We start from the raw sequence: 13,242 nt of genomic DNA, 5'->3' as shown, positions 1-13,242 counted from the left end.
TATGGAAGGGGTTGTACGTGTGTGGGTGTTCGGTATGCCACTTGAGCCAGTCATAGAAGCCTTCAATGACGTTCCAGTGTTGGTACGCCCTATCCACCGAGAAGCTATCTAACATCCACACGGACCATGTTTCTACGTCATTGGGACGGGCTAAGGCATGGTGCCGCCCATGTTCCTTGGTGTGGTCTTTCCAGCGACGGGAGAACCGTGCCCACTCTTCAGACATACGCTCGCCAAGGTCGACAGTCGCCCGGTAGCTGGCCCACGTATCCCGTCCCTCATAGGCGCTTGCGTATTGGTGAAGGCGGCGACTGTTGGGAACGTCGGCTAGTTGCTTGAACACGCCAAGCCGGTCATGTGGCGTCTTTACTTTCGTCATTAGCCGTCACTCTCCGGGTAGTATCCATCATCATCAACATACAGGGCGTCACCTTCCAGTTCGTCTAAATGCCGGTTCAACCGTTCAGGAACGGTATCAATGACGTGGCGGGTAATATCCTCGAAGGTGGCACCGGGATTCTCTTCAACAAATTCGCGGATAACCGCTTGCTCGCCGTGGTGCAACTGCGTTTCCAACTCTTGAATCCGCTCACGGGCGCGTTCTAACTCGGTCTTTAGGTCATTACGCTGTCTACGGAGTTGTTCGGCGCTTTCGTCGGGTTCGACCTGTGCATCAAACTTCTTGCGACCGGCTTCAATCATGGCCTGCATCCACTCAGATACAGACATATCCATCTCTTTGGCGTCGTCTTTCCACCCTTGATACTGTTCAGGGGTTGGATAGGTCATTGCGGACTTTTTGTCTGTGTCAGCCATTGGGACACTCTATCTATACCAAGCGGTTCCGTCTACTAATAGATTTGTACCTTACACGGGTCACGGCGTTATCGGGACGACCCACGCCGACGACATCGAGTCGCTGGTCAACCGCGTTATCGAGAAGGGCGTGCCGACCTACCTGCTCAAAGAGATTGGCCTCATCGTGTTCCCTCGGCACGTTGATGGGGAGCGCTACGTCGGCGACGTAATCGAGTTCGTTGACGACCCGTCTGTCGTCGAAGGTGAGAACGACCGGAGTGGGACGATACACAAGGACGGGACGACAATCCACTGGAACAGCGTCTGCTGGCGGCGGCCCGACGGGACCTTTGAATTCGCCTACGACCACCCGCAGTTCGGCGATGACCGGCGGCGGGTCGACACCGGTATCTTCGACCGGCTCTCGGACCTCCGTGACGAACCGGTCTCAGCCGTCGAGGACGCATTTCACCGTCGCCATCGGTACGTCCAGTACCTCGTTCAGGAGGGCCTAACTGATTTCGACGACCTGTTCAGCGTGCTAGCCGACCTAGAGACGAACGAGGCAGCGACCGTCGAGCGGCTGCGGCGACAGACTGGTACCCCCGACAATCCGCACCTGGAGGTCGGTACGGGTGACGACTGATGAAGGCGAGACACTCGGCTTGCTCGACCGGGGCCTGTACGCCCTGTTCGCCCACCACGCCGAGGACGACCGCCACGCAAGCACGCGCGACCGCTACCGGGCCGCCTATCCAAGCGCCGGCTTTGGCGTCTACGTCGCCAGAGTGTACGGCCTCTCGTGGATAGCGCTCTGTGTCGGTGTTCTCGGAACTGCCACGATAGCGATGCTCGTGCCCCCGGGGACCTTCGACTCGTTCGTCGCGGTGCTCCAGCAGAGCCTTCCGGTCATCAATCGGCTGGCGCTACCAGAAGTCCCTCGGCTTCTCGTGGCCACTATCCTCGGAACGGTCGCTGGCCTCACGCTCAAACGGGGCGTGTTCGTCGCCGGCAACCGGTATCTCTCGTGGGTCGCAAGCGCGCGGCGCGCGGACATCGCAGCCACGCTGCCCGGTGCCGTCCGCTACCTCAGAGTTCTCGCGTCCGGAACCCACGACCGGCGAGAGATGCTCCGCGCCGTTGCCGAACAGGACGCCTACGGCGAGACAGCGGTCGCCTTCCGACGTGCGCTTAACCAAGGCATCCTCACCGGGAGTCTCGACACTGGTATTGAGCGGGTCGCCAGCGAGACACCTTCACGAGACCTGCTGGCCCCGTTTCTGCTCAAATTCCGCGAACATGCGAATCAGAGCGCCGAGGCGCTAGAGGGATACCTGGAGATGGAGGGGCGCTTGCTCTCGCACGAGCAGAGCCGACAACACGAGCGGGCGACTGGCTATCTCGAACTGCTCGCGGAGTTGTTTGTCGTGTTGCTAGTGCTGCCCGCGCTTGTTGTACTCATCGTCACTGTCATGGGAATCCTCGCGCCCGGCCTCTCCGAGCCTGTTGCGACGCCGCTGGGCGAAACGACCGTTCGCGCGATCGTCGTCTACGGGAGCGCGGCGTTCGTGATGGCCGCCGGGTTGCTGGCGGCGTTCGTTGTTGCGACGCTCCGCCCGCAGAACACGGCCGCTCCGAGCTATGGCCTGCCGGATGGCCCTGTCGCAATCCTCATGACGATTCCCTCGAACCCAGCAAGTGCACTCCTCGCCTGCGTGCCGTTGGGCGTGGTCGTCGCCGCGGGTCTCTGGTCACTGGGCTACCGTCCGGTCAACGTCGCGCTCCTTTCGTATACCACCGTCGGCGTCCCCGTCGGTTTGGTAACGGTCCGTCGGGCCAGAGCGGACGACGCGAAGGACCGGGAGATACAGGACTTTGTTCACGCCGTCGCCGGCCACGTCGCGCTGGGCCGCCCGTTCCCAGAGGCGGTCCGACGTGTCGCCGACGACGTGGAACTCGGCGCGCTCACCAGCGATGTCCAGTCGCTCGCGTTCACACTGTCGCTGGGTGATAGCCCCGGCGACGCCGCGGCCGACCGCCGGGCCGCGGCGCTGGACCACTTCGTCGATCGCGTCGGTACGCCGATGGCCGAACAGACCATCGGGCTTGTGGTCGGCGCGCTGGATACGGGGAGCGATGCGGAGGACGTGTTCGAGACGCTCCAGACAGAGATAGGTCAACTCTACCATCTGCGGAAATCCATCCGATCAGCCCTGCTCGTCTACGTTGCGGTCGGTTGGACGACGGCGCTGCTCGTCATCGGCATTACCGTCGCTGTCAACGTCTACGTCCTCGATAGCTTCGCACAACTGTCGTCGGTCTCTGGCGGTGCGAACATCGCCTTCGACCCGAGCGCGATCAAACCCGTCCGGGAGCAACACCGGTTCTACGTCGTCACGCAGGCGACGATGCTGGCCTGTGGTTGGTTCGCCGGCACGGCGAGCCGCGGCGCCTACGAAGCGCTGTTGCACTCCTCGGGGCTGGTTCTCGTCGCATACGTTGTCTTCGCGGGGGCTGGTCTGATTTGAAGCGCGATACCGACGCCCAGTCACACGTTGTCGGCGTGGTGTTGCTGCTGGGGCTGACCGTCGTCGCGCTCGGTGGGCTGACGGCCGTCGTCGGGACTGTCGTCGACGGCCACACCGCAACCGCCAACGAGGCCCGCGTCGCTAACATGTTCGAGACGTCGTTCCGACCAGTGGAGCAGACGGGCCACCAGACGGCCCGTGTTCGGTTTACTGAAGGGCGGCTGACTACAGTCGAACGAGAGCTCCGAGTCCGCAACGACTCCGGCGTCCAGCGAACGGTCCCCGTCGACGCAGTGATCTACGATTCCGGCGACGACCGTGTCCGTTTTCTCGCCGGGAGTGTTGTTCGCGGGACCGCGGGGAACGCGTGGCTCGAAACGGACCCGCCGGTGACGGCGACGCGGGACGACACAGCGGTCATCGTCGGCGCACCGATTGTCAACGCCAGCGGTGGCACGGTGTCTGGCACCGGCGGTGTGTCCGCTGGTATCCGCCAGAACGTCAGCCACGAACGCGAACAACTCCCGCCTGACAACTACAGCGTGGCTATCGAGACGGCGACTCCACGGCCGTTCACCGACTACTTCCAGCGTGTCGGTGCAACCACGCGAGTCAGGGACATCGACGGCGATGGCGTCCAGAGCGTCGTAGCGACGTTCCCAGGCCGCCGGACGCTGTATCTTGTCCGTCACGATATGCGGACGGAGGTGAGCCATGGATAATCGCGCGCTCAGCACGGTCGTCGAGAAACTGCTGAGCATGGGGATTGTGCTGCTGTACATCGGAGTAGTGACGACCACGCTGTACGGCGGCACTGTCCCGGCGTATCAATCCGCCGTCGGGGCGGAACTCGGCGATCGAACGCTCGCCGAAGCGACGGCCCGCGTCGAGCAGGCCATTCCGCCGGAGGCCCGGGCCGTCTCGGCGACTGTTCGGGTATCGCTCCCGGAGACTATCGATGGGGCAGGATACAGTATTCGGACTGATGGGGATGCTCTCGTCCTCGACCATCCTAACCCCGAAATCGGCGGCCGAGCACAGCCGGTGTTGCCCGACAGAGTCGATACCCTCGAAGGTGAATGGCAGGCGGGCAGTCCGACTGTGGTCGTTGTCTCTGGAACCACGGGGAGCGTGACGGTGACACTGGAGGCGGAGCGATGACCGTGTCGAACCATCGTTCTGACGCCACCATGCGTGCCCAGACGTCGCTCCCAGCGCTTGGTATCGCGCTCGTGCTCCTGACTGTTGTCACTGGTCTGGGTGTCGCGATGGCCGATACCGCGATTACCGGTGCGGATAGGACCCCCGACGAGCGACGGGTCGCTGCCGCAATTGCTGACCGACTCGTCGCGGTGGACGGGCCGCTGGCCGCCCGGAGCAACGTCCTCAATCAATCTCGGGTAGACGACTTCGACCAGGCGGCGCTGGAGCGGAGCGCACCGCCGGCCAGTGAGTATGCGGTCAGCGTCGAGTTGGCTGACGAGGAAATCGCACGCAGTGGCACAGTTTACAGCGGGACACAAATCACCCGTCTCGTCGTGGTCGAGTCTCGGGAACCACGGACACTCTCACCCGACTTGGCGACGACCGACGCGGTGACGCTCCCTCGCCGGAGCGCACAGGCCACCGTAACTATCGACCCGCCGGCGGGCACGACTGTCTGGACGGTCCGCGCTAACGACCGGGTCGTCCTGCACAACCGGAGCGGGCTGGACGGCAGCTACGCGGTCCCGCTGGTGCCCTACGAGACGACGGCGCTGCGCTTCCAGCGGGCCGGCCAGCTCGAACCAGGCAACGTGACCATAGAGTACGACGCCCCGCGGTCGACGAAAGAGACGCTGGTGGTGACCGTCGATGTCTAGAGCGCAACTGCCGCTGTCGCTCGTGGAAGTTGCCCTCGGCACAGTGTTGATTCTCAGCGTCGCGCTCGGGTTCGCCCTGGGGACGCCAGCGCCGGACCGACAGGGGCCGCAACTTGATGCCTACGCTTCGGACACGGCGGCCATTCTTGCTACTGACCCGCCGCGACACGGCGGTGCGACGCGACTGCAGGAGGTCGTGTCTAGTCCGACTGCGTTCGACCGCGAACGGAGCGCGCTTTCGAACCGGGTCACACGCATCCTGCCCGACAACGTCCTCTTCCGGGTCGAAACACCGCACGGTGCGGTCGGAACACCGACGCCTCAGGGCGTCAGCACCGGGACTGCAACTGTGCCGACGGGACACGGGAGTGTCCGGATCACCGTGTGGTACGCGTGACCCGGCGCGGACAGCTCGTGCTCGTTGCGGCCACGGTCATCGCCGTAGCGCTCGTCCCAATTGTGCTCGCCTCGCTCCAACTGAGCTATCACGATGACGTTCGGGCGACGGCCGACTACGATGACGACCCGTCTGCTGACGCGCTTCGAGTCCTTGAGCGAGCCGTGGCAACTGAGAGCACGTCCATCCCGAGCCAATACGCCTGGACCGCGAACGAGTCGGCGGTGACAGCCGTTCGAACCGGACTGGGTCCTCGGCTTGACCGGCTCCAGACATCCCGCATTGAGGACGGTGTCCATTACAATATAACCTACAACGGTACTGCCGCACAGCAGTGGAAAGCCGAAAACTGTCCGTCGGGACCGGCCCGCCAGTTCGGGGACTGTACCGCCGACCGCGGCGTCGTCGGGCAGGACCGCGTGGGTCGCACACATGTTCTCGCCGTCAGCTTCGATGTGACGACAACAACCGAGCGTGGCGAAACCACCGTCACCGTGGTCCTGGAAACCAGTGGGAAGTCCTCCCGGTGAGTGCAAATCACACACCGTCGCTCGGCGCGAGCCGGCAGTCGGCCAGTGGCGTGTGAGTTACTCCGCTGCGCCCGGCGTTTCAGTTCGAACCTGCGACCGGATCTGTTCGAACGTCGATTGCGGGAAGAGTCCAGTAACACTGTCGACTGAGAGGGTAGCGATGAGGCCGGTCGGCGGGCCAGTGACCAGCAGCGCACCCGCCTGTGAAACGGAATCGTCGATAGTGAGGCCAAGCTCAGATGTGGCACGCTCCTCGAAGGAACTGATTGCGCCTTCTGCAAGGTTCTCCTGTGCGGTGCGGTACTCTGCCTGTGCCTCGCTCTGTGTGAGGTTCCCCGCCTGAAGCTCCGACTGGATCTCCTGCTGTCGGTCCCGCAACTGCGTCTGGTCAGGTTCGACTCCGACCGTTACCGTTGCAGGCTCCCCGCCCGCGCTCTGGTTTTGCGGCTCTGTCCCCGTGTTCATTCCGTCGCTGGTGCCTCCCTGGAGGGCGTTACAGCCAGCGAGGGAGACTGTCGCGCTCGTTCCGGCGAGTTGCATGAAGCGGCGGCGCGTGGACTCGAATTCCATTGTCGGCTAGCGCGGGTCTCGAGGGGTAACCCTTCTGATACGACTGCGGACACCACTCGGCCACCGGGGACTCCTGGTTCGGCCGGAGCTTCGAGAGTCGAAAGACAGTGGTAGCTGCGGGCCAACGATGACCCAACGACGGGATGCCAAGACTGGACTCAGGGGACACGCCGGAGCGGGACGCGATTCCGACGCTCGCCGACGACGAATCAGGGACAGTCGTCTGGCATCGTGAACACCTTCGGATCCGTGACCAGGCTGCAGTCGCGAGGGCTGGGACGTCCGAGTACGTGCTCCCGCTGTTCGTGTTCGACCCGGCGTTCTACGGTTCGGACGGCCTCGCCTGTGACAGCCGGGTTCGGTTCCTGCACGACTGCCTGGCCGACCTCTCGGACCAGTACCACACCGCGACTGGTCGCGGACTCACCTACGCCCACGGGGACCCGGTGGACGTGCTGGGGCGGTTCCGCGGGGCCGGCTGGGACATCGTGACGATGGCCGTTCCGACCGGACGCTACGGTCGGGAACGGGACCGCCGCGTGCAGGAACAGTGTGATGTAACATGCATTGACGGCGACGGCTTGGTCCGTGACCGAGCGGAGACTCGCGATGGATGGCAGGACGACGTATCGGCGTGGTTCTCCGCCGACCAGTACAACTGGGACCCGAGCACGGTCACCTCACGGAGCTTCGACAGCGGTATCGACATCGACGCGGTCGAAGAACACTACGCAGTCACACCGTCGAAATCCGACGTGCCTCGCGGTGGGACCGGCCCGGCGCGTGAGCGGCTGTCGGCGTTCGTCGAGCGGATCGACGACTATCCGGGGAACATCTCTGCGCCGACAGACGCACGAAACGGGACCAGCGGACTCTCGCCGTATCTCGCGTTTGGCTGTCTCTCCGTGCGGCAGGTCTTCCAGTACGTCGACGAACACGCGCCCGACGGCCGCGGGAAAGAGATGTTCATTTCGCGGCTGTTCTGGAACAAACACTACGAGCAGAAGCTCGAAGACTGGCCCGGCTGGCTCGATGCGGCGGTGAATCCGGTGTTGGTGGGGTTCAACGCGGAGCGGTACGATCCCGAGCTGGTTGCCGCCTGGAAGCACGGCCAGACCGGGTTCCCGATGGTCGACGCGTCGATGCGGTGTCTCAAACAGACGGGCTGGCTCAACTTCCGGATGCGGGCAATGTGTGTATCGGTGTATTACCATCTGCTCCAGCAGCCCTGGCGGCTCGGCGCGGACTGGTTCTACCACCATCTCGTCGACGCCTCGGCGGCCATCAACTACACCCAGTGGCAGTCCCAGTGCGGACTGGTTGGCAAGCCGGCCCTCCGGCTGTATAACCCGCGCAAGCAGGTCCGCGACCAGGACCCGGACGGCGAGTTCATCCGTCGGTGGGTGCCCGAACTCGACGCGCTCCCCGACGAGTATCTCGACCGGCCCGAGCAAACGCCGGTCCACGTGCAGGCGTCCTGTGGCGTCGATATCGGCGAGGACTACCCACACCCGGTCGTCGACTACGACGCGGCCCGACAGGCGTTCCAAAGGCGATACGAGGCAGTACGTGCCGATGCGGCCGATGCCCTGAGCGACTCGACTATCGCACGCCGCGCATCGTTCTCCGGGGGCCGCGAGGCCGCTGCACGTATCGCCGCCGAACACGGAACGGATGCATCGAACGGCACCGGAAACGACGGGACCCAGACAAGCCTCGACTCGTTCGGTGACGAATAGGTTACAGACCTGTCCAGTGTTGCCAAAGGCCAAAGAGGCTAAGATGGTCGCCCACTCAGACATGGCCAATGGCGGAAGGTCCGGCTGACACCGTCTTCGAGGATTGCAGGTACCTTACTGGGTCACCACAGCGGTTCGCGGTGCTGTCCCAGCTCCGGGAGCGTCCGGCACGGCCCACTGACCTGTGTGACTCGGTGGATGCGACGCGGACTACGATTCAGCGGATACTCGCGGGCTTCTCCGAGCGCCAATGGGTCGTCAAACGGGACGGTGAGTATCGACTTACTGTGACAGGACAGCGGGTGTTCGACCGGTACAGGGCGCTCGTCGACGAGGTTGAGCGGGCGCGGGCGGCCGGGCCGCTGGCCGCACACCTCGGCTCCATCGCCGGTGAACTCCCGGCGGATCTGCTGGACCCAGCCTGTCTCACGACGACCTCAGAGCAGAACCCCCTCGCCGCTATCAACCGGTTCACAGACTGGATGCACGAAGTCGAGGGTGACGTTCGGGCCATCTCACCGATCGTAACGTCAGTGTTCAACGACGCCGCAGTGGAACTCCTCGAAACAGGGACACATATCGAGTTCATCATCGACCACAGCGTGCTCGAACGGTCCGTGTCCGATTTCTCAGACGCACTGGAGCGCGGCCTCGAACACGAGAACATCAACACGTATGTCCACGACACCGCGCTTGATATCGGCCTCGCGCTGGACCGGTCGCGAGTCTGTCTGGCGGCCTACGACGACCGGAACAACGTCCGGGCGATAGCGGAGTCCGACGCGACAGCGGTGTATTGCTGGGCCGAGACGGTGTTCGACCAGTATAAAGAGCGATCACAGCCGCTCGCAGCAGTCCTGCCTGTACAGGAAAACAATCCGTGACGGGCTGTATGAGGGCCGAAGGGAGCACTGGTCGGCGTTCCAGCACTCACTGGAGGGCGGGATAGCATATCCCCCGATATAGAGTTTGGTCGGTAGGTGTCTATACTTATTCGCTGTAACTGTTTTGGGACCCAATACATGTTACAGGGTATGTAACACCCGAGAAAGCTCATGCCGTTCTGATCCGGCGCCCGGGACCGTTTTGCGACAACGACCGCCTGCGTTTCTATATTTTCACGCAGAATGAAATAATAGCCGACAGTATAAGTGTGTGGCAATCGTTGACAGAAATATGTCTCCGCCTGGACGGGAAATCCAGTACACTGAATCGGACGTTATCGAGGTGTTCAAACACCGAAACGATTACGCGGAGCCACTCACGGCGTCAGAGGTAGCGGACAGACTCGGCTGTTCGCGCCGGACAGCACTGAACAAACTCCACGACCTCGAATCAGAGACGGATATCACGAGCAAGAAAGTCGGGGGACGGTCGCGAGTGTGGTGGATCCCGGTTCGGGCAGACTGATATCGACTGGTGTCGGTTGTGGCCGGACAGTATCGGCCTCGGAGTCGACACGCACCGGTGCACCGGCTACGAAAGGGAAGGACCGTCATACCGGTTCGGTTTCGGAGTGACGCCGGGGCCGCGTCGCGACGTACGTACTGCAGACCTGTCATGATACAGACCGATAGCGCCGGTGCTGTAGCGAGCCTATTTACGCGAGACTGTCAGAAATCCCATTGTTGGGCGCGCTCGCGGGCCTCTGAACGTGCCTGCTGCTTGATCGCCTCGATTTTCTCGGTATCGTCAAGGAACGCTTCGACGGCACTCTGCTCGGCGACTTCGTCCTCGACTGCTGTCGCATCGTCGTCCGTTACCGACAGTCGCTCGTCGGGGGCCGCCCGTCGGGTACTGTCGGCCAGCGCCGGGTCGCCGCCCAACCGTTCGGCGGGCATCCCGGGTGGGACTCGGAGGTCGGCCGCCTCGTGGGCCGATTCGAGGTCGGCGGCGTCGAGTGCGTATAACGAGACGTGGTACGGCCCGGGGATAGCGAGGTCAGCAAGCGCCGGCGGGCCACCGCGGTCTGTCCCGGTGTGGTAGACCAGCACGGGGACACCGTCGGTAAACGTGATGACACCCCGCCCCTTGCCGTCAAGCAAGAGTGTCTCCTGAGATTCAAAGACGGCGTAGCCGGTCAGTTCGCGGTTGAGCACGTCAGCGAGCGTGTCTCGCGGGTCCGTGACGACGCGGGACTTGTCGAGTCGGCCGCAGGGGAGTTTCATAGCGACTCAGGGATGACGGCGCTCTGGAACCGGTCGGCGGCGTCGGTGGCTGTCCCGTTCTGTACTGTGAGCGCCTCGGCGGCCGCTCGATAGGCCGTTGCGGCCTCGCACTCGGGAGCGTGTGCAAGGAGCGGCCGTCCAGCGCGACGTGCTTCGCGGGCTCGCTCGCTTTCGGGAACCGATGCGAGCGTCGGCCCGTCGAAGTACCGCTCAGTCTTCTCCGAGACCTGCTCGATAGACTCGGACTCACGAACCTTGTTGAACAGGAGCCCCGCTACGTCCGTGTCGTAGGTCGTCGCGTACTCCTGGACCTTTAGCCCGTCCGAAATAGCGGGAATCGTCGGCTGGAGGACGACCACGATACGGTCGGCCAGCACGACTGGAAGGACGGCGGTTCGACTGTCGAGTGCCGGCGGCGAGTCCAGCAGGATGATGTCTGTGTCTGCTGCGAGTGTCGCAACCACGTCTCGAAGCCGGGCCGGGTCGGCGTCCCTGAAGCCGTCGAGGCTCGTGCCGCAGGGAACGACCGTCAGCCCGAACCGGTTGTAGGTGGCTGCCTCGACCGGCGCGTCAGCAGCTAGTACGTCGTGCAGCGTCGTCTCGGCGTCGGAGAGCCCGGCGTGAAAGAGGAGATTCGCCATTCCTGTGTCGGCGTCGACCACCGTCACGTCGTAGCGGTCGGACAGCGCCATCCCGAGGGCGACGGTGCTCGTCGTCTTGCCAGTCCCGCCCTTCCCACTGGCGACCGCGAACACTTCGACCATTAAGGGAATATTGCGAGCTAGCTGTATATAAATTTCCGGAAGTTAACGAAGTATCAAACACTCATCGGTCGGGTAGTCCGAGCGGTCCCAGGTCAACGTGGTCGCGGATGAGCCCAGCCGCTCGTTCGTACGGGTCGCTGTCGGCTCGTTCGGGTGCCTCTGGCAGGGCGATACCAGCGCTTTCGAAGGTGTTTCGCACAAAGGCATCTCTGGCAGTGTCGTTGACGAAGAGGTCGTGGAGGTATGTTCCCAGAACACTGTCGGTCGCCGCCCCGTCACTGTCGAAGGGACGGGCGGCCCCGCCTGTCAGTTTTGAGTCGCCCATATGAATCTCGTAACCCTCGACGGTCCCGCTCGCTCCGGAGAGCGGGCCGACACCATTGAGTGTCCGCTCGACGTGTTCGACCGTCTTCGCCTCGCTGAATGCTGTCATCACCGGGAGCAACCCAAGCCCCTCGATGTGGTCCGCGTCGCCAGTCCCCTCAACCGCGGCGTTCGTGATCGCCTCACCGAGCATCTGGTAGCCGCCACAGAGGCCGACGACAGGGCCGTCGAACGCCCGTAGTCGGTCCCCGAATCCAGCGTCGGTAAGCGCTCGCAGATCATCGACCGTGTTCTTACTCCCCGGCAGGACCACCGCGTCGGCGTCGTCGAGGGTGGCACCGGGTGGCACGTACGCGACTCTGACGCCGGGTTCGCGGGCGAGCGGCTGGAGGTCGGTGAAATTCGAGATACGCGGGAGCCGCGGGACCGCGACGGTAACGCTCTCGTCGTCGGCAACGCCGTCACCGTCACCGACGACGGCTCGCTCGCCGACCGGCGGCAGCGCGACGCTGTCTTCCTCGGGGAGGCCCGGGTCGTCGTAGGGAACCACGCCGAGGACGGGGACGCCGGTCCGGTCCTCGAACTCTTCGATGCCCGGGTCGAGCAGCGAGCGGTCGCCGCGGAACTTCGTGATGACCGCGCCGGCCACCCGTTCGCGCACGTCCTCGGGGACGAGTTCGAGCGTCCCGACGAGCGAGGCGAAGACGCCGCCACGCTCAATGTCGGCGACGAGCAGGATATCGGCGTCGGCGAAGCGCGCCGTCTCGACGTTCGCCAGGTCGCGGTCGTGCAGATTGATTTCGGCAATCGACCCCGCCCCTTCGGCGACAATCACGTCGTGGGACCGGGCGAGTCGGTCGTGGGCTGTGCGAGCCGTGTCAACCGCGTCCTCCCAGTGCTCGTCGTAGTATCCACGGGCCTCGAAATGCCCGACCGCCTCGCCGTCCAGAATGAGCTGGGATTCGCCGTCCCCTCGCGGTTTCAGGAGTACCGGATTGTGGTCAGTCGACGGCGCGACGCCGGCCGCGCGGGCCTGAACGTACTGGGAGACGCCGACTTCGCCGCCCGGTGTCGCCCGGGCGTTGTTGCTCATGTTCTGGGCCTTGAACGGCGCGACCGAAACAGCACGGTCGGCCAGATAGCGACAGAGTCCGGCCGCGACGGTCGACTTGCCGACGTGGCTGGCCGTCCCGGCGACCAGCAGCGTGTGAGCCATCGGGCAGTGCTGAGGCCGCCGCGAACATCAGTGATTCGGCAGGGGTTCTTTGTCCCGACCTGCCGAGTTCTATCTATGACTGACGAACGCCTTCAGGCGCTGCATAGACACCTCGCGGAAACCGGGGAGCGGCCGGTCGAACGCACGGCCAGCCGCTGGCTCGGAGAGGCGGAGGCCGTCGCCGCCGACATCGCTGCGGGTGAACTCTCCGAAGACGTGCTAGCTGAGCGGCTGATAACCGTCGACCACATTCTGTCACACGTCGAGAGCACTGCCGATGCCGTTGCCGACGACCACGTCGACGCGGCTCGCGAGATCGTCGATACCATGCTGGACGAACTGTAAC

General features: G+C 63.8%; 16 protein-coding genes. 11 read left to right on the top strand and 5 right to left on the bottom strand.

Going from position 1 to position 13,242, the window contains the following annotated elements; genetic code table 11:
- Positions 1 to 378: 378 nt before the first annotated feature.
- On the bottom strand, positions 379 to 816 hold the full coding sequence (locus DVK00_RS03190) for a hypothetical protein (protein WP_121577259.1): 438 nt from the start codon (positions 814 to 816) through the stop codon (positions 379 to 381).
- Between DVK00_RS03190 and DVK00_RS03185 the strand changes: the two genes are divergently transcribed.
- From DVK00_RS03185 to DVK00_RS03155, 7 genes are read left to right on the top strand one after another with little or no spacing between them, the layout of a single operon-like run.
- Positions 806 to 1,444, top strand: a complete 639-nt coding sequence (locus tag DVK00_RS03185) for a CpaF/VirB11 family protein (RefSeq protein WP_233560750.1) — start codon at positions 806 to 808, stop codon at positions 1,442 to 1,444. The genes DVK00_RS03190 and DVK00_RS03185 overlap by 11 nt on opposite strands.
- Positions 1,434 to 3,326 (top strand): type II secretion system F family protein, encoded by a 1,893-nt coding sequence (locus DVK00_RS03180; protein WP_121577258.1) that lies wholly within the window; start codon positions 1,434 to 1,436, stop codon positions 3,324 to 3,326. The genes DVK00_RS03185 and DVK00_RS03180 overlap by 11 nt, the downstream gene beginning before the upstream one ends.
- Positions 3,323 to 4,048, top strand: coding sequence for a type IV pilin (locus DVK00_RS03175; RefSeq protein WP_101350841.1), 726 nt, complete (start codon positions 3,323 to 3,325; stop codon positions 4,046 to 4,048). The genes DVK00_RS03180 and DVK00_RS03175 overlap by 4 nt, the downstream gene beginning before the upstream one ends.
- On the top strand, positions 4,041 to 4,487 hold the full coding sequence (locus DVK00_RS03170; RefSeq protein ID WP_121577257.1) for a hypothetical protein: 447 nt from the start codon (positions 4,041 to 4,043) through the stop codon (positions 4,485 to 4,487). The genes DVK00_RS03175 and DVK00_RS03170 overlap by 8 nt, the downstream gene beginning before the upstream one ends.
- Positions 4,484 to 5,188, top strand: coding sequence for a hypothetical protein (locus tag DVK00_RS03165; protein WP_101350839.1), 705 nt, complete (start codon positions 4,484 to 4,486; stop codon positions 5,186 to 5,188). Before DVK00_RS03170 ends, DVK00_RS03165 begins: the two co-directional genes overlap by 4 nt.
- Positions 5,181 to 5,585, top strand: a complete 405-nt coding sequence (locus DVK00_RS03160) for a hypothetical protein (RefSeq protein ID WP_101350838.1) — start codon at positions 5,181 to 5,183, stop codon at positions 5,583 to 5,585. Before DVK00_RS03165 ends, DVK00_RS03160 begins: the two co-directional genes overlap by 8 nt.
- Positions 5,582 to 6,115, top strand: coding sequence for a hypothetical protein (locus tag DVK00_RS03155; protein ID WP_101350837.1), 534 nt, complete (start codon positions 5,582 to 5,584; stop codon positions 6,113 to 6,115). The genes DVK00_RS03160 and DVK00_RS03155 overlap by 4 nt, the downstream gene beginning before the upstream one ends.
- 57 nt (positions 6,116 to 6,172) lie before the next feature.
- Here DVK00_RS03155 and DVK00_RS03150 read toward each other — a convergent pair whose 3' ends face one another.
- Positions 6,173 to 6,685: a hypothetical protein gene (locus tag DVK00_RS03150; protein WP_101350836.1), complete on the bottom strand. Its 513-nt coding sequence runs from the start codon at positions 6,683 to 6,685 to the stop codon at positions 6,173 to 6,175.
- Between the two features lie 143 nt (positions 6,686 to 6,828).
- Between DVK00_RS03150 and DVK00_RS03145 the strand changes: the two genes are divergently transcribed.
- The 3 genes from DVK00_RS03145 (at position 6,829) to DVK00_RS03135 (ending at position 9,834) form a co-directional block, all read left to right on the top strand.
- On the top strand, positions 6,829 to 8,424 hold the full coding sequence (locus DVK00_RS03145; RefSeq protein ID WP_121577256.1) for an FAD-binding domain-containing protein: 1,596 nt from the start codon (positions 6,829 to 6,831) through the stop codon (positions 8,422 to 8,424).
- 68 nt (positions 8,425 to 8,492) lie between these two features.
- The gene (locus DVK00_RS03140) at positions 8,493 to 9,308 is read left to right on the top strand and encodes a winged helix-turn-helix domain-containing protein (RefSeq protein ID WP_101350834.1); all 816 of its coding nucleotides are present in this window, start codon (positions 8,493 to 8,495) and stop codon (positions 9,306 to 9,308) included.
- A 292-nt stretch (positions 9,309 to 9,600) separates the two neighbouring features.
- Complete coding sequence (locus tag DVK00_RS03135; RefSeq protein WP_004515058.1) at positions 9,601 to 9,834, top strand: HTH domain-containing protein; 234 nt, start codon at positions 9,601 to 9,603, stop codon at positions 9,832 to 9,834.
- Positions 9,835 to 10,037: 203 nt separating this feature from the next.
- On the opposite strand, the gene DVK00_RS03130 is transcribed toward DVK00_RS03135, so the two are convergent.
- The 3 genes from DVK00_RS03130 to DVK00_RS03120 all read right to left on the bottom strand — a co-directional run bounded on the left by DVK00_RS03130 (position 10,038) and on the right by DVK00_RS03120 (position 12,896).
- The gene (locus DVK00_RS03130) at positions 10,038 to 10,592 is read right to left on the bottom strand and encodes a hypothetical protein (protein WP_101350833.1); all 555 of its coding nucleotides are present in this window, start codon (positions 10,590 to 10,592) and stop codon (positions 10,038 to 10,040) included.
- A complete protein-coding gene (locus DVK00_RS03125; RefSeq protein ID WP_121511525.1) occupies positions 10,589 to 11,356 on the bottom strand; it encodes a P-loop NTPase in 768 nt (255 codons plus the stop codon). The genes DVK00_RS03130 and DVK00_RS03125 overlap by 4 nt, the downstream gene beginning before the upstream one ends.
- A gap of 61 nt (positions 11,357 to 11,417) precedes the next feature.
- The gene (locus DVK00_RS03120) at positions 11,418 to 12,896 is read right to left on the bottom strand and encodes a cobyric acid synthase (protein WP_121577255.1); all 1,479 of its coding nucleotides are present in this window, start codon (positions 12,894 to 12,896) and stop codon (positions 11,418 to 11,420) included.
- A gap of 75 nt (positions 12,897 to 12,971) precedes the next feature.
- On the opposite strand from DVK00_RS03120, the gene DVK00_RS03115 reads away from it, so the two are divergent.
- Positions 12,972 to 13,241: a hypothetical protein gene (locus tag DVK00_RS03115; protein WP_101350830.1), complete on the top strand. Its 270-nt coding sequence runs from the start codon at positions 12,972 to 12,974 to the stop codon at positions 13,239 to 13,241.
- The last annotated feature ends 1 nt before the right edge of the window (position 13,242 follow it).

The sequence above is a fragment of the Haloarcula sp. Atlit-47R genome (genome assembly GCF_003665985.1).
In the GTDB taxonomy this organism is placed as follows: domain Archaea; phylum Halobacteriota; class Halobacteria; order Halobacteriales; family Haloarculaceae; genus Haloarcula; species Haloarcula taiwanensis.
This window is presented reverse-complemented; position numbering and strand designations above follow the sequence as displayed.

Coding starts and splice junctions, on each gene's coding strand:
- DVK00_RS03145 (WP_121577256.1), top strand. CDS start 6,829: ATGCCAAGACTGGACTCAGGGGACACGCCGGAGCGGGACGCGATTCCG.
- DVK00_RS03170 (WP_121577257.1), top strand. CDS start 4,041: ATGGATAATCGCGCGCTCAGCACGGTCGTCGAGAAACTGCTGAGCATG.
- DVK00_RS03115 (WP_101350830.1), top strand. CDS start 12,972: ATGACTGACGAACGCCTTCAGGCGCTGCATAGACACCTCGCGGAAACC.
- DVK00_RS03160 (WP_101350838.1), top strand. CDS start 5,181: ATGTCTAGAGCGCAACTGCCGCTGTCGCTCGTGGAAGTTGCCCTCGGC.
- DVK00_RS03140 (WP_101350834.1), top strand. CDS start 8,493: ATGGCGGAAGGTCCGGCTGACACCGTCTTCGAGGATTGCAGGTACCTT.
- DVK00_RS03135 (WP_004515058.1), top strand. CDS start 9,601: ATGTCTCCGCCTGGACGGGAAATCCAGTACACTGAATCGGACGTTATC.
- DVK00_RS03165 (WP_101350839.1), top strand. CDS start 4,484: ATGACCGTGTCGAACCATCGTTCTGACGCCACCATGCGTGCCCAGACG.
- DVK00_RS03125 (WP_121511525.1), bottom strand. CDS start 11,356: ATGGTCGAAGTGTTCGCGGTCGCCAGTGGGAAGGGCGGGACTGGCAAG.
- DVK00_RS03150 (WP_101350836.1), bottom strand. CDS start 6,685: ATGGAATTCGAGTCCACGCGCCGCCGCTTCATGCAACTCGCCGGAACG.
- DVK00_RS03120 (WP_121577255.1), bottom strand. CDS start 12,896: ATGGCTCACACGCTGCTGGTCGCCGGGACGGCCAGCCACGTCGGCAAG.
- DVK00_RS03130 (WP_101350833.1), bottom strand. CDS start 10,592: ATGAAACTCCCCTGCGGCCGACTCGACAAGTCCCGCGTCGTCACGGAC.
- DVK00_RS03190 (WP_121577259.1), bottom strand. CDS start 816: ATGGCTGACACAGACAAAAAGTCCGCAATGACCTATCCAACCCCTGAA.